23 protein-coding genes and 1 pseudogene are annotated in these 26,018 nt (G+C 69.2%); 14 read left to right on the top strand and 10 right to left on the bottom strand.

Annotated elements, in window-relative coordinates; translation table 11 throughout:
• Positions 1-95: 95 nt before the first annotated feature.
• Complete coding sequence (locus ADX84_RS02900; protein ID WP_026129287.1) at positions 96-797, top strand: FadR/GntR family transcriptional regulator; 702 nt, start codon at positions 96-98, stop codon at positions 795-797.
• Positions 798-954: 157 nt separating this feature from the next.
• Here the strand turns inward: ADX84_RS02900 and ADX84_RS02895 are convergent, their stop codons facing one another.
• The 3 genes from ADX84_RS02895 to ADX84_RS02885 all read right to left on the bottom strand — a co-directional run bounded on the left by ADX84_RS02895 (position 955) and on the right by ADX84_RS02885 (position 3,808).
• Entirely contained in the window at positions 955-1,701 is a 747-nt protein-coding gene (locus tag ADX84_RS02895) for an RraA family protein (protein ID WP_049567004.1), read from the bottom strand.
• 226 nt (positions 1,702-1,927) lie between these two features.
• Positions 1,928-2,833 (bottom strand): dihydropteroate synthase, encoded by a 906-nt coding sequence (folP, locus tag ADX84_RS02890; RefSeq protein WP_199776455.1) that lies wholly within the window; start codon positions 2,831-2,833, stop codon positions 1,928-1,930.
• Between the two features lie 66 nt (positions 2,834-2,899).
• Entirely contained in the window at positions 2,900-3,808 is a 909-nt protein-coding gene (locus ADX84_RS02885) for an Lrp/AsnC family transcriptional regulator (protein WP_049567001.1), read from the bottom strand.
• Between the two features lie 465 nt (positions 3,809-4,273).
• Here ADX84_RS02885 and ADX84_RS02880 point away from each other — a divergent pair, with 465 nt between their 5' ends.
• The 3 genes from ADX84_RS02880 (at position 4,274) to ADX84_RS02870 (ending at position 7,678) form a co-directional block, all read left to right on the top strand.
• On the top strand, positions 4,274-5,821 hold the full coding sequence (locus ADX84_RS02880) for an LCP family protein (RefSeq protein WP_049566997.1): 1,548 nt from the start codon (positions 4,274-4,276) through the stop codon (positions 5,819-5,821).
• A gap of 153 nt (positions 5,822-5,974) precedes the next feature.
• Positions 5,975-6,703, top strand: a complete 729-nt coding sequence (locus tag ADX84_RS02875) for a hypothetical protein (RefSeq protein ID WP_049566993.1) — start codon at positions 5,975-5,977, stop codon at positions 6,701-6,703.
• Between the two features lie 183 nt (positions 6,704-6,886).
• Positions 6,887-7,678: a hypothetical protein gene (locus tag ADX84_RS02870; RefSeq protein ID WP_049566989.1), complete on the top strand. Its 792-nt coding sequence runs from the start codon at positions 6,887-6,889 to the stop codon at positions 7,676-7,678.
• Positions 7,679-7,759: 81 nt separating this feature from the next.
• Here ADX84_RS02870 and ADX84_RS02865 read toward each other — a convergent pair whose 3' ends face one another.
• Entirely contained in the window at positions 7,760-7,969 is a 210-nt protein-coding gene (locus ADX84_RS02865) for a dodecin (RefSeq protein WP_049566986.1), read from the bottom strand.
• Between the two features lie 548 nt (positions 7,970-8,517).
• On the opposite strand from ADX84_RS02865, the pseudogene ADX84_RS02860 reads away from it, so the two are divergent.
• Positions 8,518-8,721, top strand: a pseudogene (locus ADX84_RS02860) (hypothetical protein); the annotation flags it as partial.
• Between the two features lie 99 nt (positions 8,722-8,820).
• Here ADX84_RS02860 and ADX84_RS02855 read toward each other — a convergent pair.
• From ADX84_RS02855 to moaA, 4 genes are all read right to left on the bottom strand, one after another.
• Positions 8,821-9,084: a hypothetical protein gene (locus tag ADX84_RS02855; RefSeq protein WP_156208014.1), complete on the bottom strand. Its 264-nt coding sequence runs from the start codon at positions 9,082-9,084 to the stop codon at positions 8,821-8,823.
• Between the two features lie 165 nt (positions 9,085-9,249).
• Positions 9,250-9,852, bottom strand: coding sequence for a molybdenum cofactor guanylyltransferase (locus tag ADX84_RS02850; RefSeq protein WP_049566975.1), 603 nt, complete (start codon positions 9,850-9,852; stop codon positions 9,250-9,252).
• A 43-nt stretch (positions 9,853-9,895) separates the two neighbouring features.
• Positions 9,896-11,083, bottom strand: coding sequence for an RtcB family protein (locus ADX84_RS02845; protein WP_049566971.1), 1,188 nt, complete (start codon positions 11,081-11,083; stop codon positions 9,896-9,898).
• 152 nt (positions 11,084-11,235) lie between these two features.
• Positions 11,236-12,243, bottom strand: coding sequence for a GTP 3',8-cyclase MoaA (moaA, locus tag ADX84_RS02840; RefSeq protein ID WP_199776456.1), 1,008 nt, complete (start codon positions 12,241-12,243; stop codon positions 11,236-11,238).
• 312 nt (positions 12,244-12,555) lie between these two features.
• Between moaA and ADX84_RS02835 the strand changes: the two genes are divergently transcribed.
• Positions 12,556-13,377, top strand: a complete 822-nt coding sequence (locus tag ADX84_RS02835) for an alpha/beta hydrolase (protein WP_049566964.1) — start codon at positions 12,556-12,558, stop codon at positions 13,375-13,377.
• Positions 13,378-13,407: 30 nt separating this feature from the next.
• Here ADX84_RS02835 and ADX84_RS02830 read toward each other — a convergent pair whose 3' ends face one another.
• Positions 13,408-14,868 (bottom strand): PLP-dependent aminotransferase family protein, encoded by a 1,461-nt coding sequence (locus ADX84_RS02830; protein WP_049566962.1) that lies wholly within the window; start codon positions 14,866-14,868, stop codon positions 13,408-13,410.
• 171 nt (positions 14,869-15,039) lie between these two features.
• Here ADX84_RS02830 and ADX84_RS02825 point away from each other — a divergent pair, with 171 nt between their 5' ends.
• From ADX84_RS02825 to ADX84_RS02790, 8 genes are all read left to right on the top strand, one after another.
• Entirely contained in the window at positions 15,040-15,720 is a 681-nt protein-coding gene (locus ADX84_RS02825; RefSeq protein WP_049566959.1) for a YitT family protein, read from the top strand.
• Positions 15,721-16,124: 404 nt separating this feature from the next.
• Positions 16,125-17,930, top strand: coding sequence for a glycoside hydrolase family 15 protein (locus ADX84_RS02820; protein WP_234003825.1), 1,806 nt, complete (start codon positions 16,125-16,127; stop codon positions 17,928-17,930).
• A gap of 268 nt (positions 17,931-18,198) precedes the next feature.
• The gene (locus ADX84_RS25915; RefSeq protein ID WP_156208013.1) at positions 18,199-18,723 is read left to right on the top strand and encodes a hypothetical protein; all 525 of its coding nucleotides are present in this window, start codon (positions 18,199-18,201) and stop codon (positions 18,721-18,723) included.
• 3 nt (positions 18,724-18,726) lie between these two features.
• Entirely contained in the window at positions 18,727-19,074 is a 348-nt protein-coding gene (locus tag ADX84_RS02810) for a hypothetical protein (protein WP_049566950.1), read from the top strand.
• Between the two features lie 51 nt (positions 19,075-19,125).
• Positions 19,126-20,037, top strand: coding sequence for a hypothetical protein (locus ADX84_RS25910; RefSeq protein ID WP_156208012.1), 912 nt, complete (start codon positions 19,126-19,128; stop codon positions 20,035-20,037).
• A gap of 2 nt (positions 20,038-20,039) precedes the next feature.
• Positions 20,040-20,567 carry a hypothetical protein gene (locus ADX84_RS02800; RefSeq protein WP_049566944.1) on the top strand — a complete coding sequence of 176 codons (528 nt, stop codon included), beginning with the start codon at positions 20,040-20,042 and terminating at the stop codon, positions 20,565-20,567.
• Between the two features lie 553 nt (positions 20,568-21,120).
• Complete coding sequence (locus ADX84_RS02795) at positions 21,121-21,795, top strand: uracil-DNA glycosylase (protein ID WP_049566940.1); 675 nt, start codon at positions 21,121-21,123, stop codon at positions 21,793-21,795.
• 169 nt (positions 21,796-21,964) lie between these two features.
• Complete coding sequence (locus ADX84_RS02790) at positions 21,965-25,189, top strand: NACHT domain-containing NTPase (protein WP_049566938.1); 3,225 nt, start codon at positions 21,965-21,967, stop codon at positions 25,187-25,189.
• Here the strand turns inward: ADX84_RS02790 and ADX84_RS02785 are convergent.
• Entirely contained in the window at positions 25,186-25,983 is a 798-nt protein-coding gene (locus tag ADX84_RS02785) for a Sir2 family NAD-dependent protein deacetylase (RefSeq protein WP_049566935.1), read from the bottom strand. The two genes, ADX84_RS02790 and ADX84_RS02785, sit on opposite strands and share 4 nt — an antisense overlap.
• Positions 25,984-26,018 lie beyond the last annotated feature (35 nt).

The following is a 26,018-nucleotide window of genomic DNA, read 5'->3' as shown; positions in this document are numbered from 1 at the left end:
TTCCTGCGCCCAACTGGTCTAGGCTCCCTCCTTAACCGTTCCCTACCCGTGCGCTGGGCCTGTCATCCGGCGACCCGCCCCTAGGAGGTATGAGCGTGCCCCTCGCGTCGACACGCCGGACCGGTCTCGTCGACCAGGTCATCAGTCAGCTACGAGCCCAGATCGACTCCGGTGAGTGGGGCGTCGGCGACCGCATCCCCACCGAGTCCGAGCTCTCCGAACAACTCGAGGTCGGACGCAACACCGTCCGCGAGGCCGTCAGGGCCCTCGCCCACGCGGGCCTGCTGGAGATCCGCCAGGGAGCGGGGACCTTCGTCCGCGCCTCCAGCGAGCTCGGCGGAGCCCTGCGCCGCCGCCTGGAACGCTCCCGCCTGCGGGAGAACCTGGAGGTGCGCCGCGCACTGGAGGTCGAGGCCGCGCGCCTGGCCGCCATGCGCCACAGCGAGGAGGACATGGCCGACATCGACCGCGCCATGGCCCTTCGCGAGGAGGCCTGGCGGACCAAGGACATGGGTGCCTTCGTGGAGGCCGACTTCACGTTCCACCGCGCCGTGGTCAACGCCACGCACAACACCCTGCTCATCGACCTCTACGACGACATCGCGCAGGTCGTCTACGCCAGCATCGCGCACACCGCCTACGAGCAGAGCGCCGAAGCCTCCGACGGTCCCTCCTCCGCCACCGAGGGCATCGACCACAGCGGCCTGACCGAGGCCGTCCGGGAGGCGGACCCCGTCCGCGCCGCCCGTGAGGCCACCTGTTACCTCGACGAACTCCTCTCCCTCACCGAGGACTGAGTCACCCGGGGACGAACACGGGAGCGGGCCCGGACCACTGATGGTTCCGGGCCCGCTCCCGTGTTCGGGTCGAGCGCCGTGCGGTCGGCCCTCCCCGGCCCCCTGCTCCCCGGTCGTTCCGGGACCGCCGGTCCTGTCCGCGCCGGGGCCGTGCCGTTCAGTCTCCGCCGTGGACGTCGCCCACCACCGAGCGCGGACCCAGTCTGGGGCGGGCGTGCCCTTCCGGCACCGCGCGGCCCTCGCGCCGCGATCCGATCGACCTCGGACGACCGCGCCGGGCACCCCGGTCCGCTGCGCCCTCCCAACCCGTCACCCTGGACGGGTCGAGGTCCAGGAGGTCGAGGGTGCTCTCCCCCGCACAGACGGCGTCGATGAGCTCCCGGTCACGGGAGACGCTGTCCATGGTCTCGGCGATGATCGTGCTCACCTGGCCGCGCGGGAGACACACCACCCCGTCGTCGTCGGCCACGATCCAGTCGCCGCGCCGGACCGGCAGCGGCGCGGGGCCGCTGGCGTCCATGAACACCTGCTGTCCCACGGAGCCGCCCGCGTCGTGCCCCGCCTCGCGGACCGCCACCCCGGCACCGAAGACCGGCAGCTCGCAACGGGCGATGGCGGCGATGTCGCGCACACAGCCGTCCAGGACGATCCCGGCCACGCCCCGGGTTCGGGCGGCCACGGCGAGGATCTCGTCCACGTAGCCGTACTCGGACTCTCCGGAGACGTCCACCACCAGGGCGGAACCCGGCGGGGCCTGGGCGATCGCGACGTGCAGCGCGAGGTTGTCGCCCGGCGCGCAGCGGACGGGGAAGGCACTCGCGGCGAACCCGGCCCCCGGCCAGACGGAGAAGAGGTGGGTCCCGAAGGGACGACCCCCGCAGCGTGCCAGGGCCACCGTTCCCACAGCCGTCAACGTCTTCGCAAGCGCCACGTCAGCCTCCATTACACCCGCGCCCGGTGCGGTCGGTTCGGACCGACCCCTTCTATACTCGCGGGTAACTTAAACGTGACGCAAGGCATGCGGGCCCGAAACACGTAAAAATGCTACCGATGGTTACATCTGGGCGGGCGCCCGTGTCCGTCCCCCCACTTCCGGCGTTCCCTGCCTGGCAGGGCGACCAGCGCCCGCGTCACACGACCGACGCGACCACGTCCAGAGCGGCACGGGCGGCGGCGACGTCGTGGACCCGGAAGACCCGGGCGCCCTCGCACGCGGACACCGCCAGGGTGGCCAGGGTCCCGTCACCGCGTTCGGTCAGCCCGGCGCCGAGGGTCTCCCCCACGAAGTCCTTGTTGGAGACCGCCACCAGCACGGGCCAGCCGGTGGCCGCCAGCTCGCCGAGACGGCGGGTGAGTTCGAGCGAGTGGTAGGTGTTCTTGCCGAAGTCGTGCGTGGGATCGATCATCACCCCGTCCGGGCGCACCCCCACCGACACGGCGCGCTCGGCCAGCTCGCACACCCCGGACACCACGTCCTCGACCACGTCCTCGTAACGCACGCGGTGGGGGTCGGTGCGGGGGGCCAGTCCCCCGCTGTGGCTGCACACCAGGCCGGTGCCGAACTCGGCCGCCACCCGGGCCAGGTCGGGATCGGCCCCCGCCCAGGTGTCGTTGATCATGTCCGCCCCGGCCTCGGCGCAGGCCCGCCCGACCCCGGCCCGCCAGGTGTCCACCGAGATCACCACGTCGGGGTGGCGGGACCGCAGCTCGCGCACGAACGGCACGGTGCGGCGGACCTCCTCGGCCTCGGCCACGTGCGCCCCGTACCCGGCCTTCACTCCGCCGACGTCGATGATGTCGACCCCCGCCGCCACGGCGTGGTCCGCGGAGGCCAGCGCGGCCTCCAGGGCGTAGGTGGCGCCCCGGTCGTAGAAGGAGTCGGGGGTCCGGTTGATCACGCCCATCACCGCGAAGCGCCGACCGGCGAAGGTCCGCCCGCGCAACCGCAGGGTCCCGGGGCCGTGCGCCACCGGGCGCCGGTCCCCGGTCTCACGCTTGGCTGCTGTCTCCGGCGTCTTCGGACCGTCCGTCACCATGGCTCCATCCTGGGGTACGAACGGGGCGGACGGTCACCCGCCCCGCCCCGTCGTGGTCGGCCCGGATCAGCCGGGTACCCAGCCGAGCGTGCGCTCACCACCCCGGCGCTCCTTGCGCACCTGGAGGTGCTCCCAGGTCTCCACGTGCCCGACCCCCGCGGTGGCTCGGATCCGCTCCAGCGCGTCCACCAACTGGCACCGGTCCGGCGCCGTGAGCGTCCCGATCACGTCGTAGCGACCGAAGCCGCTGGCCAGGAACGAGATCCGCCCCATGTTGGCCATGGCGGTGCCCAGCGCGTCCGCGTCACCCCGGCAGCGCAGTCCGAAGCCGAGCTGTTCGTTGGCGCCCACGGCCGACGGCTCGACCAGCGCGGTCACGTGGACCACCCCCGAGTTGAGCAGGCGCACCACACGCGAGCGCGCCGCCGCCTGCGACAACCCCACCTGTCGGGCCAGGTCGGCGTACGAGGCCCGGCCGTCCTTGAGCAGCCTGCGAACCAGCCGCCAGTCAAGCGCGTCCAACTCGACGTCGCGTAGTTCACGCACGCTGCTGTGAGCGTCCTTGTACACGGCGTTGGCACGGAAGACCTCCGCGCCGTCCACACCCGGCAGCGAGCGCAGGTCGGCCAACTCCTTGGTCAGGGCGGCGTCGTCGGCCACCCTGACCTGCGCGACGGCCGGGAACCTCCCGGCGGTCTGCGCCGCGAAGGTCACGGCCTCACGTTCCCCCAGCGCGTCGAGCATCGGACCGACCGGCCCGCTGACGCGGAACGACACGTGACCGAGGACCTCCATGCCCACCACACCGGCGTGCAACACGCCGACGATCCTGATCGCCCCCGACTGCACCAACTGGCGCACTCTGGCGCGAACCGCCGTCCTGGACAGGCCCACCCCGTCCGCCAGGGCCTGGAACGTCGCTCTGCCGTCCCCCTGCAACGCCCGCATGAGCGCGGCGTCAACCGCATCGAGCACGATGGTTGCCTTTCGTTCCCATGACGCCGCCCTTACCCCCGGACGGCGCCCCCTCCTCCGGCCAGATCATCGCAGTTGTGGAGCCGCTTCACTACTGATCGCCAAAGAAATCGGTTGATTCACCCCTTTGACCGGCCGGACAGCGCCGTCCAATGCCCCAACAGGCCTCTCTCGACCACATAACAGACTTGTATAGAACACCCCTTATGAGGTGGCCGCTGTGCACACAACCCCGACAAAGCGCCACACTGAACACACGGGTCCGAGCGACACCCTCCGAGGGCACGACCCCGAGGGCACGCACCGCCCACCGCGCGGGACGACCGGCGGGCCGCCCCCCGTGCGAGCACCTGAGAAAGGGCATAACAACAGGAAGTGACCGTCACACGGCGAACGTGGCGCGAACGATCAAAACCGGAGAAACGGGGCGGCCGTGATCGCCCCGCGGCTTGAGAGGAATCGCTGGTGGCAGCGGAGGACGAGCGGCGGGACAAGGCGCCCACGCGCCCGAGCACGGGAGGGGCGCTGCTGTGGACCGTCGCGTCGCTTCCCCTCCCCGGTGTGGCGCACCTGCGCATGAGGCGTCGGCTCGCCGGGACCGTGATCCTCGGCGTGTACCTCGTGGGTGTCGCGGCGCTGGTCCTCGGTCTGGTCCGGATCGGCACCCACGAGGCGGGCGCGATGACCGTGCTGGCCGGGATGGCCGTGCAGGACCGCTGGCTGCTGGGCGTGATGGGCGCCGTGTTCGTGGTGGCCGTCCTGTGGCTGACCGTCATCGTGCACTCGTGGGCCATCACCCGCCCCGAGGGCGCGCGGTTCGGCCAGCGCCTGCTCGGTGGCGTCGTGGTCCTGCTGCTGTGCCTGACCGTCGGAGCACCGGCGGCCTGGGCGCTCCACGGCGGCTACACGGCCTACGAGACGCTGGGTGAGGTCTTCGACGCCCCGGAGCGCGACGACCTGCCGCCGCACGACGCCGCCGACCCCTGGTACGGAGCCGACCGGGTCAACGTGCTGCTGATCGGTGCGGACTCCGCCGACAACCGCTACGGAGTGCGCACGGACACCATGATGGTGGCGAGCCTGGACACCGACACGGGCGACGCCGTCCTGGTCGGACTCCCCCGCAACCTGGAGAACGTGCGCTTCCCCGAGGAGAGCGCGCTCGCCGATCGCTACCCCGAGCCGTACGGTTTCGACCTGCTGCTCAACGACGTGTACCAGACGGTCGCGGAGGAGCCCGAGGAGCTGGCCCTCAACCCGATCGCCGCCGACCCCGCCGCCGACACCCTCAAGAAGGTGATCGGGCACAACCTCGGCCTGGAGGTCGAGTACTACGCGATGGTCGACATGATGGGCTTCCGCGACCTGATCGACGCCGTGGGCGGCGTGCGGGTGCGGATCGAGGAGCCCATCCCCTACGGGGTGCACGGCGGGGTGCTGGAGCCGGGCGTGCGCCGCCTCGACGGCCACGAGGCGCTCTGGTACGGGCGCTCCCGGATCGGCTCCGACGACTACGGGCGGATGGGCCGCCAGGGCTGCCTGGTCAAGTACGTCGCGGAACAGGTCGACCCGACCACGGTCCTGACGAGCTACCGGCGGCTGGCCGGAGCCACCAAGCGCACCCTGACCACCGACATCCCGCAGTCGAAGGTGCCCGCCTTCATCGAACTGGCCGACGAGCTCACCGACCACGGTGACATGAGCGCCCTGCAGCTGTCCCCTCCGCAGGTGTCCACCGGCAACCCGGACTGGGACGAGATCAAGGAGCTGGTCGCGGAGGCGATCGTGGTCAGCGAGGAGGAGGACGACGCGCCCCTCGACGAACCCTCCGCCTCCCCCGACGGTGACCGCCCCGAGGACGCCGAGGACCCGACCCCCGAGGAGTGGGAGGAGTGGGAGGAGGACGAGCGGACCGAGTGGCAGCGCTACACCGGTCTGGACGAGCCCTCCCCCGCCGACCCGGGCCGTCAGGTCGGCTCCGAGGCCACCGACCTCGGCTCCATCTGCCCCTGATCTCCTTCCCCTGGGCCCGGTGCGCCGGGCCCGGGAGGGGACCGCGATGCCCCTGGGGGGCTTGCGGCAAACACCGGCGACGCACGGTGACCGGAGTCGGACAGTTGGCCACGGGCCGTTGTCACCCCTGTGCGGGCGTGTGAACCTGACTCGGTGACCACAGCGCAGCTCTGGACTCTCGTCGCCTTGGGCGCCTTCCACGGGCTGCATCCCGGCATGGGGTGGTTGCTCGCCGTCAGCAGGGGTCTCCAGGAGGGCGGTCGCCGCCAGGTGCTGGCCGCCCTGCCCGCGATCGCCGTGGGACACGCGGTCAGCGTCGCCGTCGCCGCGGTGGCGATCACCGTCACGGGGTCGGCCACCGCCTCGGTCCTCTTCCCGGTCCTGGGTGGCGGTGTGATCGTGCTGCTGGGGCTGGTGATCCTGCTCTCGCGCCAGCACTTCCACTGGCGGGACGTGCGCCTGTCGCTGTGGCAGCTGACCGCATGGTCCTTCCTGATGTCCTCGGCCCACGGGGCCGGTCTCATGCTCATGCCGGTGCTGTCGGGGCAGCTCGACCACACGCATGTGGAGGGCGGCGGTCACGCGGGGCACGGAGCTCCCGGACCCGTCGACGTCACCGGGTCAGCCGCCGAGGTGACCGCGGGGGCCGGAACCGCGGGGGCCGCCGAGGGGGCGTGGAACCTGTGGGACGCCACCCTCCTCGGTCTGGCCGCCACCGGGGTGCACTCGCTGGCCATGCTCGGGGCGGCGGGGGTGGCGGCGCTGATCGCCTACGACTTTCTCGGCGTGCACGCTCTGCGCTGGAAGGGCGTGACCATGGACCGTGTGTGGGCGTTGACCCTGCTCCTGGGCGGCGTCATGGTCCTGTGGTCGGTGTGGTGATCCATCCGACCCGTGCGGCGTCATGACCGCTTCCACTTGATCCGCGTCACTGTCGGGAATGAGTGCTGTTCCCGCCGTGTCCCATATACGGAGGAATGTGCGAGGTAGCCGGACAGACACGGCGCCCGAGGCGTCGACGGCGGCAGGGGCCGCCCCCGTCTCCGGCGTGGAGGAGCGGAGTCCATGACCCACAGAATTCCCGGAGCCGACAGGGTCCACCGACGATGGCACGGACTGGTCCTGGCCATCGCCGTCCTGACCGTCCTGGCAGTGATCGCCGTGCTCGGCACCCGCTGGGTGGTGGCCAACCAGAACCGGATCTTCCCCACCGCCACGCCGTGGAGCCAGGGGTGCTCGGTCTGGACCGGAGACGAGCAGGTCAAGCTCGACCGCGACCAGGCCAAGCGGGCCAGCACCGCCGCCGCCGTGATCGCCCAGGGGGACGACGCGCCCATCTCGCGACCGGACGTCGACGACATTCCCGACGAGGTCCTGGACGCGCTGGTCAACGGGCCGGAGGATGACGCGGGCCCGTCGATGAGCTGCAGTTACTCGGGTGAGGAGGTCGAGTTCGAGGAGGAGCTCCCCTCCGGAATGACCCCGCGCACCGAGACGCTCAAGGCGGGGATCGAGAACGACTTCGCCGACACCCAGATCGGCGGGTTCGTGGCTGGCGGGTACGACACCGGCCACGGCGAGGGCTCGGCGCACTACGAGGGTCGGGCGCTCGACGTCTTCTACCGACCGGTCAACGAGGACAACCGGCGGGAGGGGTGGCTGCTGGCGCACTGGCTGATCGCGCACGCCCCGGACTACCAGATCGACGTGATCATCTTCGACGACAAGATCTGGAGCACCCGGTACCCCTCGATGGGGTGGCGTCACTACGAGGCCGACCCCGACAACGAGATCCTGCGCCACCTGGACCACGTGCACGTGGACGTTCTGCGCGGCCCGGAACCCGACGACGACTGAGCGCGGGGCCGGGGCCCGATCCCTCGGCCCCGGCCCGGACCGCGTTCCGGGCCGTGACGCCGGACCCCGGAACCCGGGCGGTCAGTCGTCCAGCCGGAAGCCGACCTTGAGGCCCACCTGGAAGTGGGCGACCTCGCCGTCCTCGATGTGGCCCCGGACCTGCGTGACCTCGAACCAGTCGAGCCCGCGCAGCGTGGCCGAGGCCCGCTGGATGCCGTTGCGGATCGCCTGGTCGACGCCCTCGGAAGAGGTTCCGACGATTTCCGTGACGCGGTAGGTGTGGCCGGTCATGGGTGACCCCCTGTGTAGTCGGTGGCTGGGGCCGCGCGAACCCGGCCCCGCTCCCTGCCTCCCCTCAATCCCCGCCGGCCACACGGCCTCCTCGATTTACTCCGGGAACCTTTCCGGAGAACGGATCGGCGGGCTTTGCTGTTTGTTTCTGAGGACTTTGGCCCCGGTTGGGACGGGCTTGGCCCAGGTGACAGGCGTTCCATCAAGGGAATGGGCCGACCGACCAGGACCGGAAGGGTCGGTGAAGTGTCAGATAAGTTCTGACCTGGGACTTAGGACCGTCCCTGGCGGGACTGTCCCGAGACAACGTCGTAACTCACTCTTGACGTACCCCGGGGGGCGTCGGTGTACATTGGGTCTAGCGCTTCGATCCCCCGTCGAAGCGCGGGACGATGTTTCGAGCCCCCGTCGAAACATCGCGCGCGACGCCGGGTGGTTTGCCCCCGTAACCACCCGGCGTCGCCTTTTGTCCGCACCCGGTCGGCGTGAATACCCGCCCGTGGCCGGGGCTTGACCACCGAATCCGCTTTGTCGCCAGGGGACCAGCATTGGGTAATACCGCACCGGACACACACTGCTCGCGCAGGAGCTGCCGCGCCGCCGCCGAGTGGGCACTCGTGTGGAACAACCCCAAGCTGCACACCCCCGACCGGCGCAAGGTGTGGGTGGCCTGCGACGAACACCGCGAGTACCTCGCCAACTTCCTCGGCCTGCGCGGTTTCCTCCGTGAGACGGTCCCCATGACCGAGTTCCTTGCCAGTGAAGGTGACGGCGACGACGCTGGTCGGACCGGAGGGGACGGGCCCGGATCAGGGCCCGGTACCCGCCCCTGATCCGTCAGTCCTGATCCGTCACCCCACAGCGGTGTTCCAGGCCCTCAGGCGGACCTCCTGGTGACGGCAGCGCGCCGCCTCGGCCAGCGGTTCCGGCCAGGGACGAGCCCAGGAGGTGGCCCTCAGAGCGTTCTGGACCAGGGCCGGTCCGAGCAGGCCCGCCTGGAGCCCGCCCGGACCGGGGTCGGCCTCGGCCTCCTCCGGAGGGCGGCGCACCACCCGTACCGCGGCGTTCCCTGCTCCTGAGTGCCCCTCCCGTGGGTGGTCCACCACAACGCGCATGCGGTGACAGGCCTCCTCGGTCGCTCACGGGCGCCCGACAGGTGCGCCCCCGCCGGAAGCAGGCCACTCGGGACCCGGAGGCTGGTCCAAGGGCGTTCGCGGACCTGGACGAACGGCGCCGGGGCGAGCCCCCGCAGATCGCGGAATCCGCTCAGTGAGGAGCGGTCAGGCCGGTCCCTGCTCCCTGGGAGTCCAGGCGGCGCGGGCGCGTTCGAGGGCCTCGGGGGTGTCCACGTCGAACTCCTCGGGGGCGTCGGTGAGCGGCACCCGCACGGGACCGAGAGGGCTGAGCAGCCGGTGGAGCGAACGCCCCGTGTACGCGTCGAGGGCGGTGCGCAGCGCCGCGGTGTCCCAGATCCCGGTGAGCCACTGTTCGCGGCCGGTGGGATCCACGAAGACGGCTCCACCGGGCTCCCCCGCGCGCTGGCCCCGGAGCGCGGCGCCCAGAGCGGCGAGGTGGTTCGGGGCCAGGTGGGGGAGGTCTGCGGCGAGCAGCGCCACCCACGCGCCGCTCACGTGTGGCAGTCCGGCACGCAGGGCGGGGACGGGACCCCCGCCGGGCGGGTCCTCCCGGACGTAGCGGGCACGAGGACGGTCGCGTTCGGGCCCGACCACGGTCACGTCGGCGTCCGGTGAGTGGGCGCGCACCGCGCCCACCACGTGTTCCAGCAGGGTGCGTCCGGCGACGGTGAGGCCGGGCTTGTCTGCGCCGCCCATGCGGGTCGCCGCTCCCCCGGCCAGCACCACCGCGTCGAGGTTCTCGATCACCCTCCCAGCATGCCGCACGCGGCGTCGGCCGGGAGCGCGGGGCTCACCCCTTGACGCAGACCACCTGGCGCAGGTGGGCGACCACCTCGACGAGGTCGGTCTGGGCCTCGATCACCGACTCCAAATCCTTGTATGCGGCGGGGATCTCGTCCACGACCCCGAGGTCCTTGCGGCACTCAACGCCCTTGGTCTGCTCGACGAGGTCGGCCCGGGTGAACGTCCTGCGAGCCTTGTTCCGGCTCATGCGGCGTCCGGCGCCGTGCGAGGCGGAGTTGAAGGAGGCGGGATTGCCGAGGCCCTTCACGATGTAGGTCCCAGTGGCCATACTGCCCGGAATCACGCCAAAATCCCCCGAACCCGCACGAATCGCTCCCTTCCGGGTGACGAGCACGTCCACGCCGTCGTAGGTCTCCTCCGCCACGTAGTTGTGGTGGCAGGAGATCCGCTGTTCGAACGTGGTGCCGGGGACGCGCTCGGCCAGGACCTGGCAGGCCAGACCCATCATGACGTCCCGGTTCCGGCGGGCGTAGTCCTGGGCCCAGAACAGGTCGCGCCGGTAGGCGTCCATCTCGGGGGTTCCGGACACGAACACGGCGAGGTCGCGGTCGGGCAGGTCCTGGTTGTGCGGCAGCGCCTGCGCCTGGGTGATGTGGTGGTCGGCCAGTTCCTTGCCGATGTTGCGGGACCCCGAGTGCAGGACCATCCAGACGGCGCCGTCGTCGTCGAGGCACACCTCCAGGAAGTGGTTCCCGCCGCCGAGGGTTCCCATCTGGCGCCGGGCGCGCTCGTTTCGGGGGTGCACGGCGGAGGCGAGCCCGTCGAAACCGTCCCAGAAGCGGTCCCAGCCGGTGTTGCCCAGACCGGGGACGCGCGCGGGGTCGACGGGCTCGTCGTGGGCGTGGAACCCGACCGGGACGGCGGCCTCCAGGGCCGAACGCAGGGACCCGAGGTCGTCGGGCAACCGTTCGGCGGTCAGGCCGGTGCGCACGGCCGTCATCCCGCAGCCGATGTCGACGCCCACGGCTGCCGGGCTCACGGCGTCGCGCATCGCGATCACGGAGCCGACCGTCGCGCCCTTTCCGTAGTGCACGTCGGGCATGACGGCGAGCCCGTGCGTCCAGGGCATGCTCGTCACGTTACGGAGCTGGTCCATGGCGGCGGACTCGACCTGCTCGGGGTCGGCCCACATGCGGATCGGTACCAGGTCTCCGGGGACTTCGGTGTAGGGCATGGGCACCTCCCGTTTCTCTTGCCGTCAGCCCGGGGCACCGTCGTTGGTCGGTGTCGGTGCCCCGGAACATCAAAGCCAGTGAGAAGGGAGGGCGGCAACTGCTTTACGCCGGTTCGCCCCACCTTGGCGGGCCGCCGCGCGGTGTGATCTGGTCAGCCGCCGATAGCGGACATCGGGCGGGCGGGCTGGAGGAAGCTCGGGTCGTTGATGCCGTGTCCGGGGAGTTTGGCCCCGACGGCGGCCCGCCAGCGGTCGGCGATCTCGTCGTCGCTGGCGCCCTCGCGCAGGGGTGTGCGCAGGTCGGACTCCTCGCGGGCGAAGAGGCAGTTGCGGATCTGGCCGTCAGCGGTGAGCCGGACCCGGTCGCACGCCCCGCAGAACGGGCGGGTGACCGAACCGATGACCCCGACCGTGGCGGGTTCGCCGTTGGGGAAGGTCTGGCCGCGCAGGTGGAAGAGCTCGGCTGGAGCGCTGCCACGGGTGTCGGCGTCGGCCGGGTCGAGGTCGAACTCGGCCTCCAGGCGCCCCAGGATCTCGTCGGCGGTGATCATGGTGTCCCGGCGCCAGCCGTGCTGGGCGTCCAGGGGCATCTGCTCGATGAAGCGCAGTTCGTAACCGTGCTCCACGCAGAAGCGGAGGAGATCGGCGGCCTCGTGGTCGTTGGCGTCGCGCATCAGCACCGCGTTGACCTTGACCGGGGTGAGTCCGGCGCTCGCCGCGGCGGCCATCCCGTCCAGGACGTCGGGCAGGCGTCGGCGCCGGGCCAGCTTCTCGAAGACGACCGGGTCGAGGGTGTCGAGGGAGACGTTGACCCGGTCCAGTCCGGCCTCGGCCAGGGCGGGCGCGGTCCGGGCGAGCCCGATCCCGTTGGTGGTCAGCGCGGTGTGCGGGCGGGGTTCGAGGGCGGTGGTGCCCGCGACGATGTTCACCAGGCCGCGCCGCAGCAGGGGCTCACCGCCCGTGAAGCGGACCTCGTTGATACCGAGGCGGGTGGTGCCGATGCGGATCAGGCGAAGGAGTTCGTCGTCGGTGAGCAGCTCCGGTTTGGGAAGCCACTCCAGTCCCTCCGGTGGCATGCAGTAGGTACATCTGAGGTTGCACCTGTCGGTGAGCGACACACGCAGGTCCGTCGCCACGCGGCCATAGGAGTCGGCCAGCACGAGCGTCATCCTCCTCTCCAGTCCGGTTTTGCCTGTCGGGAAAGCACGGGGGTGCTCCCACAAGAGGGATACCCCCTCTTAAGCGTAGAAGATCCAGTTTCACGGCGAGTCGTCGCGATCGCACCATTTGGCATATTTCGTCGACTCGCACGAGATCACACCGCCCTCTCTGGCCGTTGCCCCAAACACACACCGTGACCACGACCCCCACGAGGCGCCCCGGCCCCGCCTCACGGATGTTCTAGGGTGACCTCTCCGGCGGCGACCACCCGATCGTCGCAGACGGCAGCGGCAACGAGGAGGCAGGACACGGTGATCAGCACACGTGAGTGGGGACTGGCCGGAGGGCCCGACGGTTCCGGGAAACTGGCGGCGCGGGCCTGGGCCCCAACAGAGGGCGAACCCACCTGGCTGGCCGTGCTCGTCCACGGCTACGGCGAACACCTGGGCCGCTACGAACAGGTCGCGCGGGACCTGTGCGCCGCCGGAGCGGTGGTCTACGGCGCCGATCACCGGGGACACGGCGGTTCCTCCGGTGAGAGAGTGCTCATCGACGACTACGCCGGGGTCGTCGAGGACGTGCACCGGGTGGTCACCCAGGCCCGCACCGCCTACCGCAGCCTCCCCCTGGTGATGATCGGTCACTCCATGGGCGGCCTGATCGCCACCCGCTACGCCCAGGTGAACCCCGGCGCGGTGCAGGCCCTGGTGCTGTCCGGCCCGGTGCTGGGCCGCTGGACCGCGCTGGAGGAGATCGCCGCCGCCGAAGTGATCCCGGACGCCCCCATCGACCCGTCCGTCCTCTCGCGCGACCCCGGCGTCGGCGAGGCCTACGTGGCCGACGAGCTGGTCTGGCACGGCCCCTTCAAGCGCGCCACCGTGAACGCCCTGCTCACCGAGTTGAGGCGGGGCAACGAATCGGGAGACCTCGGCTCCCTCCCCCTGCTCTGGGTGCACGGCCACGAGGACCGACTGGTGCCGCTGGACGACACCAGGACGGGCATCGAGGCGGTGGCGGGCGAGGACGTCACCGTGCGCGTCTTCCCCGGCGCCCGGCACGAGGTGTTCAACGAGACCAACCGCGACGAGGTGATCGCCGAGGTGGTCCGCTTCGCGCGGCGCTTCGCCGTCTGAGGACACGCCAGGGCACGGCGTTAGAACAGGTCAGACATACAGCTGGCCGCGCGGCTGCGAGGGGTGGGCCAGTGTCTCGGCGTAGGCCGCGGCCAACCGCTCCACGGCGTCGGCCAGCACGTCCGGCGGCCGGGTGTAGGCCAGCCTCAGGTACCGCTCCAGGGTGCCGTCCGCGCCGAACACCGGCCCGGCCGCCGGGTGCACCCCGTGCCGGACGGCGGCCTCCGACAGCGCGGTAGCGACCGGCTGGGGCATCGCCGCCCAGAGCACCAGTCCGCCACCGGGCACGCTGGGCCGCCAGTCCGGCAGGCGGTCGCGCAGGGCGGACAACAGGGCGTCCCGGTTGCGGCGCAGCTGGCGGCTTCGCTCGGCCCGGATGCGCAGCACGTCGGACATCAGGTGGGTCGCGGTGAGCTGGTCGTGCACCGACCCCGCCAGGTCGAAGCGCTGGCGGATCGCCATGATCCGGGTGACCATGGGCGGGGTCGCGCGCACCCAGCCCACCCGCAGCCCGCCCCAGAACAGCTTCGCCACCGAGCCCACGGTCAGCACCCGCCCGTCGGTGTCGTGCGAGGCCACCGGGGCGGGCAGGTCCCCGGAGTCGATGGCCAGCTCGGCTCCGGACTCGTCGATGATCAGGTGGGAGCCCGCGCGGCGGGCCTCCCGCACCAGGACCCGGCGTTCGTCGTCGTCCATGAGCGCGCCGGTCGGGTTGTGGAAGTCCGGGATCATGTAGGCCGCGGTCGGCCTGCGCTGACGGAAGGCGTCCACCAGGTACTCCATGTCCCAGCCCTGCGGGGTCACCCCGGTGGTGCGGATGCGGGCGCCGTTGCGGCGGGCCGCGTCCAGGCCGTGCGGGTAGGTGGGTGACTCCAGCAGGACCTCGTCCCCCTCGTTGACCAGCAGATCCATCGCGAGGGTGACGCCCTGCTGGGCACCGCTGGTGACGAAGATCTGTTCGGGGGTGGTGGGCAGCCCGCGCTCCACGTACCGCCGGGCGATGGCGTGCCGCAGCTCTGGCAGGCCGTAGGGGTAGTAGCCGATCCCGCCCACGTGGGCGGCGAGCTGCTCGGAGGCGTGGAAGGAGGCCGCGCGCAGACCGTCGACCGCCGGGGGCGCGGCCACGCCGAGGTCGATCTGCTCGGCGGCGGGGACGAAGGGCGCGGGCCCCCGGGTGCCCGAGTCCGGCAGGACCGTCCAGCTGCCCGCTCCCTGCCTGCTGTCGAGGAAGCTGTTGTCACGCAGCCAGGCGTAGGCGGCGGTGACCGTGTTGCGGCTGACCCCCAGCGCGGTGGCGAGGTCGCGTTCGGCGGGCAACCGCGTGTGCGTGGGGACCCGCCCGTCGAGGACCAGCCCGCTCACGGCCCGGGCGATCGCGAGGTAGTAGGGGCGTTCGACCGGGCCCTCACCGATCAGGCGCGCGAGCAGTCGGCCGTTGATCCGCCGGGTGCCGCCACCGGTTCCGGGATGGTCGGTGCGCTGCCTCGCCATGGGATTCACCTCACCGGGGGAGAAATCGGGCCAGTTGCCAGGATTGGCTCTTCAATCCGAGCACCACCTGGGCCACGATACCGATGTGGCCCCTCTGTGGATGGTCATCCAATCACCCCATGAATCTGTTCCGGCGCGGCGCCGGTATACGCGTGAAAGTCGAGGCCGGCCTTGTCCGAACCACCCCGGAACCCCGTCTCCGCCCTGGCCCGGCGGCTGCTGATCACCCCGGTCCTGCCACGACCCCGGCTGCGCCGCCTCTTTCAGCTCTACCTCGGCCTCTCCATGTACGGCCTGAGCGGCGCTCTGCTCATCCGCTCCGACCTCGGCGCCATGCCCTGGGACGTGCTGCACCAGGGACTGTCCCACCAGACCGGACTGTCGATCGGCACCTGGAGCGTCATCGTCGGCGCCCTGCTGATCCTGCTGTGGATCCCGCTGCGCCAGAAGGCGGGACTCGGCACGCTGAGCAACGTGGTGATGGTCGGCGCGTCCGTGGACCTGTCCCTGTGGCTGCTGCCCACCACCGACTCCCTGCCGGTTCGGGTGCTCCTGCTGGGGTCGGGGGTCCTGGTGTGCGCGGTCGCCACCGGCCTCTACATCGGCGTGGGACTGGGCCCGGGGCCCCGGGACGGCCTGATGACCGGGTTGGCCGCGCGCGGACTGTCCGTGCGGCTGGCCCGCACCCTCATCGAGGTGACCGTGGCGTTGTCCGGGTTCCTGCTCGGCGGGACCGTCGGCGTGGGAACCGTGGTGTTCATGGTGACCATCGGCCCCCTGGCCCAGGTCTTCCTCCCGATGCTGCGGATGCCGGAGGATACGCCGGAAAGCCCCACTCTGACGGGCCGTTAGCCGGTCCGTCACGGCTCGTTGATCACCGCGTCATAACTTCTCCCCATTGAAAGCCGCACATTCCGCGACATACCTCTCGCTCATCCGAATGCACGTGCATCGGCCTGTAGCCAGGTCCCCACTGAGCATGGAAGATGGGGACCGCGGTGACCGGTGGGGACGGGTCCTTTTCCAGAACCGGCCTTTTCGCCTGCCCACACCTGGGCACATACCCGGGTACGAGACGGCTGTGGGCGGTCCGGGGGGAAGAGCATGACCCGAACGGCGCCCCGATCCGAAGGCGGGTCGGGAGACAGGTCCCCGACGGGATGCGCACACGGGCGTGCGCGCGCAGGAACGCGCGGAAGCGACAGTCCCCGTGGCGACGGGGCGGCTCGCGCCACCGCACAGACGAAGACGACGTGTTGGGGGTGAGCCGCGTGCCCGGCTGGATTGAAGACTACGCAATGATCGGCGACATGCAGACCGCCGCGCTGGTCGGGCGGGACGGGTCCATCGACTGGGCGTGTCTGCCCGACTTCGACTCCTCGGCCTGCTTCTCCGCGATCCTGGGCGACGAACAGAACGGTCACTGGACCCTGCGCCCGGCCGAGGGAAGTCCCCGGGCCGACCGGCGCCACTACCGGGGCGAGACCCTCATCCTGGAACAGGAATGGGACACCGACACCGGATCCGTCCGGGTCATCGACTTCATGCCGCCCCGGGGCGGGGCGCCGCACATCGTGCGGATCGTGGAGGGGCTGAGCGGCACCGTGCGCATGAGCACCACCATGCGCATCCGTTTCGACTACGGGCACGTCGTCCCGTGGATGCACCGCGCCGGGACCGAGCTGGTCGCGATCGCCGGGCCCGACGCGATCTGGCTGAGCGCCCCCGTGGCCCTCAAGGGCCACAACTTCACCCACGACACCACCTTCACCGTCACCGCCGGACAGCGCGTGCCGTTCGTGATGACCTGGCACCCCTCCCAGGTGGAGGAGTCCGACCACCTGGACGCGGAAAAGGCCCTCTCCCGCACCGAGAGGTTCTGGGAGAAGTGGGTGGACCAGTGCACCTACGACGGCCCCTACCGTGAGGCGGTGGTGCGCTCCCTCATCACACTGAAGGGGCTCACCTACCGCCCCACCGGCGGGATCGTGGCCGCGCCCACCACCTCCCTGCCCGAGGAGATCGGCGGGGTACGCAACTGGGACTACCGGTACTGCTGGCTGCGGGACGCCACCATCACCCTGGAGGCGCTGATCCGCTCCGGGTACACCGACGAGGCGATGGCCTGGCGCGAGTGGCTGGCCCGCGCGGTCGCCGGTGAACCCCAGCTGATGCAGATCATGTACGGCATCAGGGGGGAGCGCCGCCTCACCGAATGGGAGGCCGAGTGGCTCCCGGGATACGAGTCCTCCGCGCCGGTCCGCGTCGGCAACGCCGCGGTGGGCCAGTACCAGCTGGACGTGTACGGCGAGGTCATGGACGTGCTGCACCTGGCCCGGCGCTCGGGCATCCAGGGTGGTGAGCACCTGTGGGGGCTCCAGCGGTCCCTGGTCAACTACCTGGAGTGGTGCTGGGACGAGCCCGACGAGGGCCTGTGGGAAGTGCGGGGCCCCAGGCAGCACTTCGTCCACTCGAAGGTGATGGCCTGGGTGGCCGCGGACCGGGCGGTGCGCAGCATCGAGGAGTTCAACACCGAGGGGCCCATCGAACGCTGGAAGGCGCTGCGCGACACCATCCACGCCGAGGTGTGCGAGTACGGCTACGACCCCCAGCGCAACACCTTCACCCAGTACTACGGCAGCAAGGAGCTGGACGCCGCCCTGCTGCTCATCCCCGAGGTCGGCTTCCTGCCCTACGACGACCCCCGCGTGGTCGGCACCATCGAGGCGGTCCGCGAGGACCTGATGGTGGACGGTTTCGTGCTCCGCTACCGCACGGACCTGGAGAACTCCGCCGACCAGCTCCCCGGTGACGAGGGCGCGTTCCTGGCGTGCAGCTTCTGGATGGCCAACGCCCTGCTGTCCATCGGCCGCCAGGAGGAGGCCCGTGAGCTGTTCGAGCGGTTGCTCTCCCTGCGCAACGACGTCGGCCTGCTCGCAGAGGAGTGGGACCCCGGGGCCGGCCGCCAGGTGGGGAACTTCCCGCAGGCCTTCAGCCACGTGCCCCTGGTGACCACGGCGCTCAACCTCGCCGACCGCCAGGGAGGGTGGCGCGCCGAGTAGCCGTTCCCCCGCTCCGAAAGCCCCCGTGCCAACGCGGGGGCTTTCGTCGTGGGTCAAGCAGCTGGCCGCATGCGGCCACACCGGCTGTCGTCTCCCGCCGCGAAACCCTGGTAAAAAGCGATCTGGCGTCCTGCCCACGGCGCTCAGCAGGACCGCCGCCACGACCACCCGAACCGAGCTCCGCTGCGAGCCTCCTCCCCCCCTGAGACCGGAAAGCAGAAACCGGGACACCAGACCCGGTCAACACACAGCTCCCCACAAGGCCAGAATGTCAAATAATTTTCTCACAGAACTCCGCCTGGGCATCATAAGCGCCACCCTGGCCGGGACCATCATCGGCAGCAGATTTGGGCGTGCATCCGAGAACGAGAAACGGAAGCAGCTCGAGAGCAAGAAAGCCTATCTTTCCGGGGATGAGAGGCAGATAGAGAATACTATTTCGAAAATCTCCAAGAACCTGGAAAGATCCGCCCAGGACGTCAGCGGGAAGCTCTCGGATCGCCAGTCCCGACGCAGCGACATAGACAAACAGGTGAAAGCCTGGGGGGACGACGCAAAGAAGCAGGTCCTGTTTGAGGACAAGGACTTCACCTCCATCGTCGAAAAGGCATCCGAGCGCCTCAAGGCGCAATCAGCCGAACCGGAGGCCCAGCCCCCAGAGACAGCATCCGACCGGACCAAGAACGGCCCGACCCCGAAAGCACCCCGGGGCGGAAAACGTCGGAAGAAGCCCACCCCCCAGGCAACCAACAGAAACAAATCGACCGAAAAACCCGAAGAGATGGAGAGATAACTCATGTTGCCCTCCGTGATAATGATCCTGATCATCACGGCATCAGTCCTACTGACTGCCGCCTACGCGTCCCACAAAGTCGCGATCGAGAAGTCCGACGTTCTCACACCGGACATGGACTACATGGACACCCTGGAGGAAAAACTGGACGAGATTCACGAAACGCAGATCGAAATAGCCAGAGCAGAAGCATCGCTCAAAGCAAGGGTCATGACACTCGAAAACGAGGTGAGCAAAATGCCTGAGGAAGGGCAGCACGGCAGCGTCAGCTACGCGAGGAAGGACCTACTGAAATCGCGAGAGAGTTCCGAAAGTGACGCCAAAACGATTCTCGGCGACCACACGCCCTAACAGGGGTCTGCCACAGAGGAACAATCTGACAGTCAGAGATAGGAGCTAACCATGCTCACCACCCTCGTCGCCACAGCGACCCCCGCTGCGCTCGCCACGGTAGGCGGCCTGGCAACCTGGGCCGTGATATCCAGCCGCAAGCTGGTCAAAGCAAAACTCCAGAACGACAAGACCCGAACAGAAATCTCGGATCTGGAGATGGAGGAGAGCGAGGACAACACGCGAGCCAACATCCTCTCCGGCCAGGAACAGATCGAAGACAGCAAAAAGAGCCTCTCCACGGACAGAATTTCTGCCGAGAAAAGCGAGGCAGAGCAGACCGACATCTCTTTGGCTGCCTGCGCCGAGATTCCGGCCAGACAGAGAGCAAGGATCGCGAAGTTCCATCGAACCATGAAAACCCTGGTAGACCTGGGAGCAGCGACAAAGAAGGAAGACGGAACCTATGACATCTTGAGCCTCTCTGACTTTCCTGAGGAAGACAGGGACATCCTTCGGGCAGGAGTCGACGAGGGGAACGAGTACGTCAAAAATGCCAGAAGACTCCAGGGGCCACTACAATCGGTTTCTGAGGAACTCCACACCATGAAAGAGGAGGCCGTCAAGAACTCACAGGCAACGGAGGAGGAACTACTGGCCCCATACAAAGGGACACTTGACCTCCACACCGAAGTGAGCAGGGAGATCCTGGAGATTTATTCCACACAATCACCCGACACACAGGGGCAAGAGCGGCAGCAAATCACCCCTGGACCAACGCGGAATGAAATCGGCACGGGAAGTTCATCAGACGTCCAGACCTCACCCCGACACCCCCTTTCCCCAAGAGCCACGGGTCCTGCAAAGAACACACCCCACGCCGCAATAAGATCCACCGAGATAAAAGGTATCTTGGAACACGCAAGAAGAGCCACCAAGCCCGCTTCGGAGAACGAAGCAGAGGACAAGGGGATGGGTGAATAGTAGTGCCCTACGAATCCATCTGGTTCACGATACTGATTATTGTCTCGATTCCAGCCTTCCTCGCTCTTGGCTGGATGGTGGTCGACCTCAGAAAACGCTCCATCCACGCCACCGACGACATGGTGACCACAGACCTTATTCGCGAAAGGAGAAAGCAGGCACTTGAGATCGAGCGCTCCTCCTTCCAGGAGCGCTTGGAAGCTGCCCGCAAGTGCGAGAAGCGCATCTACGGATACCTGCCAGCCAGCGACTACCCGGAACAACTCAATCCCGTCGTCAACGCACAACAGGCGAAACAACATTTCGACAGCCTGGTCAAGCGCTCTTCCGAAGTGGAACAACGTGCAATCGAGAAGCGGGAGGAACTGGAGCGGCACCTGTCAGAGAAGCAGGACCGCATCGTGTCCCAGAATCACCGGTTCCGTGCTGTTGACCGCATTTTCCTGGTTGCCGCCTCGATCCTCAGGATTGGCCTCGTCCTCACGTTGTTGTACGTTGCCGCTGATTGGCTGATCACCACGCTTATGTGAACATTCCATAGGAGTCATCGAGGATTCGCCGCCGCCCGGAGCACTGACGCGCGGGCGGCGCGGCGGTCAGCCGGTGGCCGGCGTGGGATCCGCCCCGCACGGGACGGACCCTGGTGTCCTGTCTCTCGATCCGAGGCGCAGGCGCGGTGTCAGAGACGTATGCCCGGTCGCAGGGGCTCCTTGGCCCTCGGGTCGCAGTCCACGATGACACTCAGGGTCACGGTGCCGCTGGAGCTGGACGCTCGCCCACACCAACGGTGGCCGTCTGGCTTCATTCGGATCACCTGCACGTGCCAGAAGGAGTGGAAAGCTGCGCCCGTGAGCACACCTCTCCCGTTCTTCACCGACCGGCGGTCGGTTTCCGCCGCCCGTGCGAGCCCTCCGTCGGATCCATCTGGGTGATCGGGATGGACCCCTGTCTCCCCCGGAGAGGGTCCTCCCTGGAGCTCGCGTCTTCCGGTGACCATCCGTGCCCGCTGCGATGGGGCGGGTGTGGCGGCCAGAGAGGCCGAACCGGACCTGGTTGTCCGTGGCTGGCGCTAGTGTTCTGGCCATGCCGAACAAGGACCTGCACGAGATCATGGACAGCGGTTGGGCGAAGGCGCTGGAGCCGGTCGCCCCGCAGATCGCCGCTATGGGCGACTTCCTCCGTCAGGAGGTCGCCGAGGGCCGCACCTACCTGCCCGCCGGGGACCACGTCCTTCGTGCCTTCCAACAGCCCTTCGACGACGTGCGCGTGCTGATCGTGGGCCAGGACCCCTACCCCACGCCCGGGAACGCCGTCGGCCTGAGTTTCTCGGTGGCGCCCGAGGTCCGCCTCCCCGCGAGCCTGCGCAACATCTACAAGGAGATGGGCGAGGACCTGGGTACCCCCATGCCTTCCAACGGTGACCTCACCCCGTGGACCCAGCAGGGTGTCCTGCTACTCAACCGGGTCCTGACGGTGGCTCCGGGCAACGCCGGATCGCACCGGGGCAAGGGCTGGGAGGCCGTCACCGAGCAGGCCATCCGGGCGCTGGCCGAGCGGGGCAAGCCGCTCGTGTCGATCCTGTGGGGCCGTGACGCCCGCAACCTGCGCCCGTTGATGCCGGGCATCCCGTGCGTGGAGTCCGCGCACCCCAGCCCGCTCTCGGCTCGCAACGGCTTCTTCGGCTCCAAGCCGTTCAGCAGGACCAACGAGATGCTCAGGGAACAGGGCGCCGACCCGGTGAACTGGCAGCTGCCCTAGGGCGTCTCACCCCTCGTGAGCGTCCGCTCCCCCGTGGGCGCTCATCCAAGGGACAACCCCATATTCGCGAAACCCCTTCTGACGTGCGGACTCGACGCCACCCCCGGTGTCGGGTCCGATCGCGTTCCCGCCCCCAGGCACCCCCGGACGAGGAAGAGGCACCGACCCGATGGCCAGACGGCTCACCTACAGTGACGCGCTGAGGATCCTCGGCAACAGCGATTCGGAGGCACTGGACCTCGCGGAGAAGGTGGCGGACGGTGGACTGGGGCTGGTGGGGGTCCCCGACGTCTTCGGGGTGCGCGGCGCCCTGGTGAGCAGGGGCCGCCAGCTGTTGGAGGGGCTGGGCGGCCGACTCCGGGGCGAGAGCCGGATGTCCCGTACCGAGAAGATCCAGGCGGCCCACCAGATTCTGGTGATCACGTCGGTGTTCGAGTCGGCGGAGGAGGTGTTCACCAGGATCGGGATGCCCTTCGGGCTGGACGACCTGGAGATCACCTCGGAGGAGCAGTTCACGTTGTTGCGGGAACGTCTCGTGGAGATCCCGGGACCGGGGCTGTCATTCCCGATCACACACTCCGGCAGTCGCAGGAAGCACGGCTCGGTGACTGCGGAGTACATGAAGGGTGTGGCCGCCCACCTCACGGACTTCTTCTGTTCTCTCGCGGTGGCCGAGCGGCACGGGATCACCTGGGACCACCATCTGATGAGGAAGTTCCGGAGTTCCATGGCCCAGGTGGTACCGGGGCGTCTGGACGAGAACATCCGACGGTTGGGTGCCGAGGTTCCCGAGTTCGGCATGTGGCTGCACACGAGCGAGCAGGAGCGGACCCGTCAGGAGATCGGCACCGGCCTCTCCGACCTGCACGAACAACTGGTCCGCATCAGCTCGACGCGCCCGGTCACCCGGAGGAGGAAGGAACTCACTGCCTCCTACCAGGCGGTGCTCAACCGGCCGATCCTGCGTTCCGACGACGCCCCGGCCGGGCTGGTTCTCCCCTCGCTCCGGGCGGGATACATCCCACCGCGCGGGCGGATCACCATGGCACGCGAGAACAGCAGCCCCGCCAGTGACGACTGGTGGCGGGAGTTTCCCGTCCAGGACGATCTCCAGACGATCGTGGCCTCCCTGATCACACACCCCCGTGCCACCGAACACCCCACTGTGGTTCTGGGCCACCCCGGCGCGGGCAAGTCCAAGTTCACCGAGATGCTCGCCGCCCAACTGCCGCCGGAGGACTTCCTCCCCATCCGCGTGGAGCTGCGCGCGGTCAGCCCCAACGCGCCTCTGCACGTCCAGATCGAGGAGGGGCTACGGGCGGATCTGCACGCCACCGTGTCCTGGCGGGAGTTGGCCGACGACGCCGACGGTGCGCTGCCCGTCATCATCCTGGACGGATTCGACGAACTCCTCCAAGCGACCGGGGTCGACCGGTCCGACTACCTGGAGCGAGTTCAGGAGTTCCAGGAGAAGCAGGAGCACATGGGGCAGCCGGTGGTCGTGATCGTCACCAGCCGCACCCTGGTGGCGGACCGGACCCGGTTCCCCCCGTTGACCACGGTCATCCGGCTGGAGCCCTTCGACGACGCCCAGATCGAGCAGATGCTTCGGGTGTGGAACGAGGCGAACGACGCCTCGAAACTGCGGCCCCTGACGCCGGAGGCGGTGCTCCGCTACCGCGATCTCGCCGAGCAGCCCCTCCTCCTGATCATGCTGCTCATCTACGACGCCCACGGCAACGCACTGCTCAACGCCTCGGACACCCTCTCCCACGGAGAGCTGTACGAGCGGCTGCTCACCATGTTCGCGCGGCGGGAGGTGGACAAGCACCGGCCCCACCTGGGCGGCCGGGACCTCGCCCGGGCGATCGAGGACGAGCTGCGGCGTCTGGAGGTGGCCGCGATGGCGATGTTCGCACGCGGACGCCAGAGCGTGCGCGCGGAGGAACTGGACGCGGATCTGGCCGTCCTCATGCCGGAGGCCGCCGAGACACCCGACAACGCCGATCTGCACGGTCAGATCGCTCCAGCCCACCAGGTGCTGGGACGGTTCTTCTTCGTCCACGAGGCGCGTTCCAGGACCACGGACGGCACCAGCAGCGCCTTCGAGTTCCTCCACGCCACCTTCGGGGAGTACCTGGTGGCCCGCATGGTGGTGGCGGCCCTGGAGGAGCTGGTCGAGGACCGCGCCCGGGTGTCCCGTCGCCGGAGCCGGGCCCTGCACCTGGACGACGGTGAGCTGTACGCGCTGGCGTCCTTCGCCGCCTACGCGGGCCGGGACAGGGTGGTGACCTTCCTGGACGAGCTCCTGTCTCGACTGCTGGAGAGGGAACCGGACCTGCGGGAGGAGTTCCGGGAACTGCTTCTCGATCTCTTCCAGGAGGCGCCCTTCCCCGCGGCCAACCGCTCGTTCGCAGGATACGAGCCACAGCGCTTCTCCGTCTCGGACCGGGAGGGCCGCTACACGGCCAACCTGCTCACCCTGTTGGTTCTGGTCCTCGACGAACCCGTGCGGCTGGAAACGCTCTTCCCGGGTGAAAAGAACCCATGGCACTCCTGGCGTAAGACCGTCGCTCTGTGGCGCGCCCTCCCCGCTCCCCAGTGGTTCGGGGTCCTGGGCACCCTGCGTATGCGACACCTCGGCTACTGGGAGGGAAGTGAACCGGTCACGGTTCTGACACGTGAGCGGGGCGAACCCTTCAACGTGGGCGAGGCTGTGGGCTTCGAGCTGCGCGCGGACGTCTCCGGAGAGGCAGCGAACATCAACCCGTACGAGGTGACGGTCCCCAGTGGGACGGTCACCTCACGGTTGCTCCGGTCGATGGCCCTGCGTGCCAACGGAACGGCGTCCCGTCTGGCTCTGGTCCTGACCCCCTACCTGAAGCACATCTCAGACGACCTGGGCACCTGGTACACGGCGGAGGGCCGTAAGCCGTGGATCGAGTCCCACGAGGTACTCCGGTTGCGTCTGGAGCCGATCGACCTGCTTCCGACGGAGTTGGTGAGCGAGCGGCTGAGCAGCTACTCGGGGCTCCTGTTCCGCGACAAGCCGGACCGCGTGGTGCTCACAGTCCTTCGCCAGGCTTTGGAGGACCTGCGTTCCTGGCCCAACCATCTGGGCCCGGACTCCCGCCTGAAGCTCTCCCAGATGGTTCAGAAGGCACTCCGTGGCGTGCACAGGAGCCCCACCACCCCGCAGGAGGTCTGGGACTCCTTCCAGCGGCTCCGCGGAGAACTGATGACGCTCCTCGGGCAACTGGAAAGCCATCCCGGGGAGGAGCTCTGGAGCGTCACACCCTCCCTGCCCGTCAACCAGTCCGCGCCATCGCGACCGATCAAGCACTCCGGGTCCCTGGGGGGCTCCGCCGGGCCGCTTCCGGACGACCTGCCCTAGCCCGCCAGGGCGCGCCTGACCAACGCCGGGACCAGGTCGCCGATGGGGTCGTGCAGGACCGCGCTGGCGTAGTCGTCGTAGGGGGTGGGTTCGGCGTTGACGACCACCAGAGGGGCCCGCCCCATCATGGCGACGTCGCACAGCCCGGCCACCGGGTGGACGGTCAGCGAGGTGCCCATCGCCACGAACACGTCGCACTCGCGGGCAGCCTGGGCGGCGCGTTCGATGATCTCGGGGTCCAGGCGCTGGCCGAAGGAGACGGTGTCCGTCTTCTGGATTCCTCCGCACACCGAACAGTGCGGGTCGGACTCCTCGTCCAGGCGCGCGAGCACCTCCGTGCTGGGGGTGCGCAGTCCGCAGGACATGCACATCACCCGGAGCATGGTGCCGTGGACCTCGATGACCTCGTCCTCGGGGACCCCGGCGCGCTGGTGCAGACCGTCGATGTTCTGGGTGACGAGCGCGTGCAGGCGCCCGGCGGCGGCCAGATCGGCCAGGGCGAGGTGGGCCGCGTTGGGTCCGGCCTTCCAGACCTGGTGGGAGCGGCGGGCCAGCCACGTTCGGCGGCGCACGTCGACGTCGCCCATGTAGCTGTCGATGTCCGACATCGCCTCGGCGTCGGGGTCGGTGGTCCACAGCCCCTGGGGGCCACGGAAGTCCGGGATACCGGAGTCCGTGGACACTCCGGCGCCGGTCAGGACGGTGATGCGCCGCGCGGAGGCGAGCAGCTCGGCCGCGTGTTCGAACCCCTCCGGGTCGGCGAACGGCGTGGTGTCGTCGGTCATCGAGGCCATACCCCATTCTTACAGCGTCTTTGCACGGCTTTCCC

Origin of the sequence: Nocardiopsis sp. SBT366 (assembly GCF_001083815.1) — a bacterium.
In the GTDB taxonomy this organism is placed as follows: Bacteria; Actinomycetota; Actinomycetes; order Streptosporangiales; family Streptosporangiaceae; genus Nocardiopsis; species Nocardiopsis prasina.
This window is presented reverse-complemented; position numbering and strand designations above follow the sequence as displayed.

Coding starts and splice junctions, on each gene's coding strand:
- ADX84_RS25915 (WP_156208013.1), top strand. CDS start 18,199: ATGTCAAATAATTTTCTCACAGAACTCCGCCTGGGCATCATAAGCGCC.
- ADX84_RS25910 (WP_156208012.1), top strand. CDS start 19,126: ATGCTCACCACCCTCGTCGCCACAGCGACCCCCGCTGCGCTCGCCACG.
- ADX84_RS02870 (WP_049566989.1), top strand. CDS start 6,887: ATGACCCACAGAATTCCCGGAGCCGACAGGGTCCACCGACGATGGCAC.
- ADX84_RS02785 (WP_049566935.1), bottom strand. CDS start 25,983: ATGGCCTCGATGACCGACGACACCACGCCGTTCGCCGACCCGGAGGGG.
- ADX84_RS02855 (WP_156208014.1), bottom strand. CDS start 9,084: ATGCGCGTTGTGGTGGACCACCCACGGGAGGGGCACTCAGGAGCAGGG.
- ADX84_RS02830 (WP_049566962.1), bottom strand. CDS start 14,868: ATGGCGAGGCAGCGCACCGACCATCCCGGAACCGGTGGCGGCACCCGG.
- ADX84_RS02810 (WP_049566950.1), top strand. CDS start 18,727: ATGTTGCCCTCCGTGATAATGATCCTGATCATCACGGCATCAGTCCTA.
- ADX84_RS02865 (WP_049566986.1), bottom strand. CDS start 7,969: ATGACCGGCCACACCTACCGCGTCACGGAAATCGTCGGAACCTCTTCC.
- ADX84_RS02845 (WP_049566971.1), bottom strand. CDS start 11,083: ATGCCCTACACCGAAGTCCCCGGAGACCTGGTACCGATCCGCATGTGG.
- ADX84_RS02790 (WP_049566938.1), top strand. CDS start 21,965: ATGGCCAGACGGCTCACCTACAGTGACGCGCTGAGGATCCTCGGCAAC.
- folP (WP_199776455.1), bottom strand. CDS start 2,833: ATGGTGACGGACGGTCCGAAGACGCCGGAGACAGCAGCCAAGCGTGAG.
- ADX84_RS02795 (WP_049566940.1), top strand. CDS start 21,121: ATGCCGAACAAGGACCTGCACGAGATCATGGACAGCGGTTGGGCGAAG.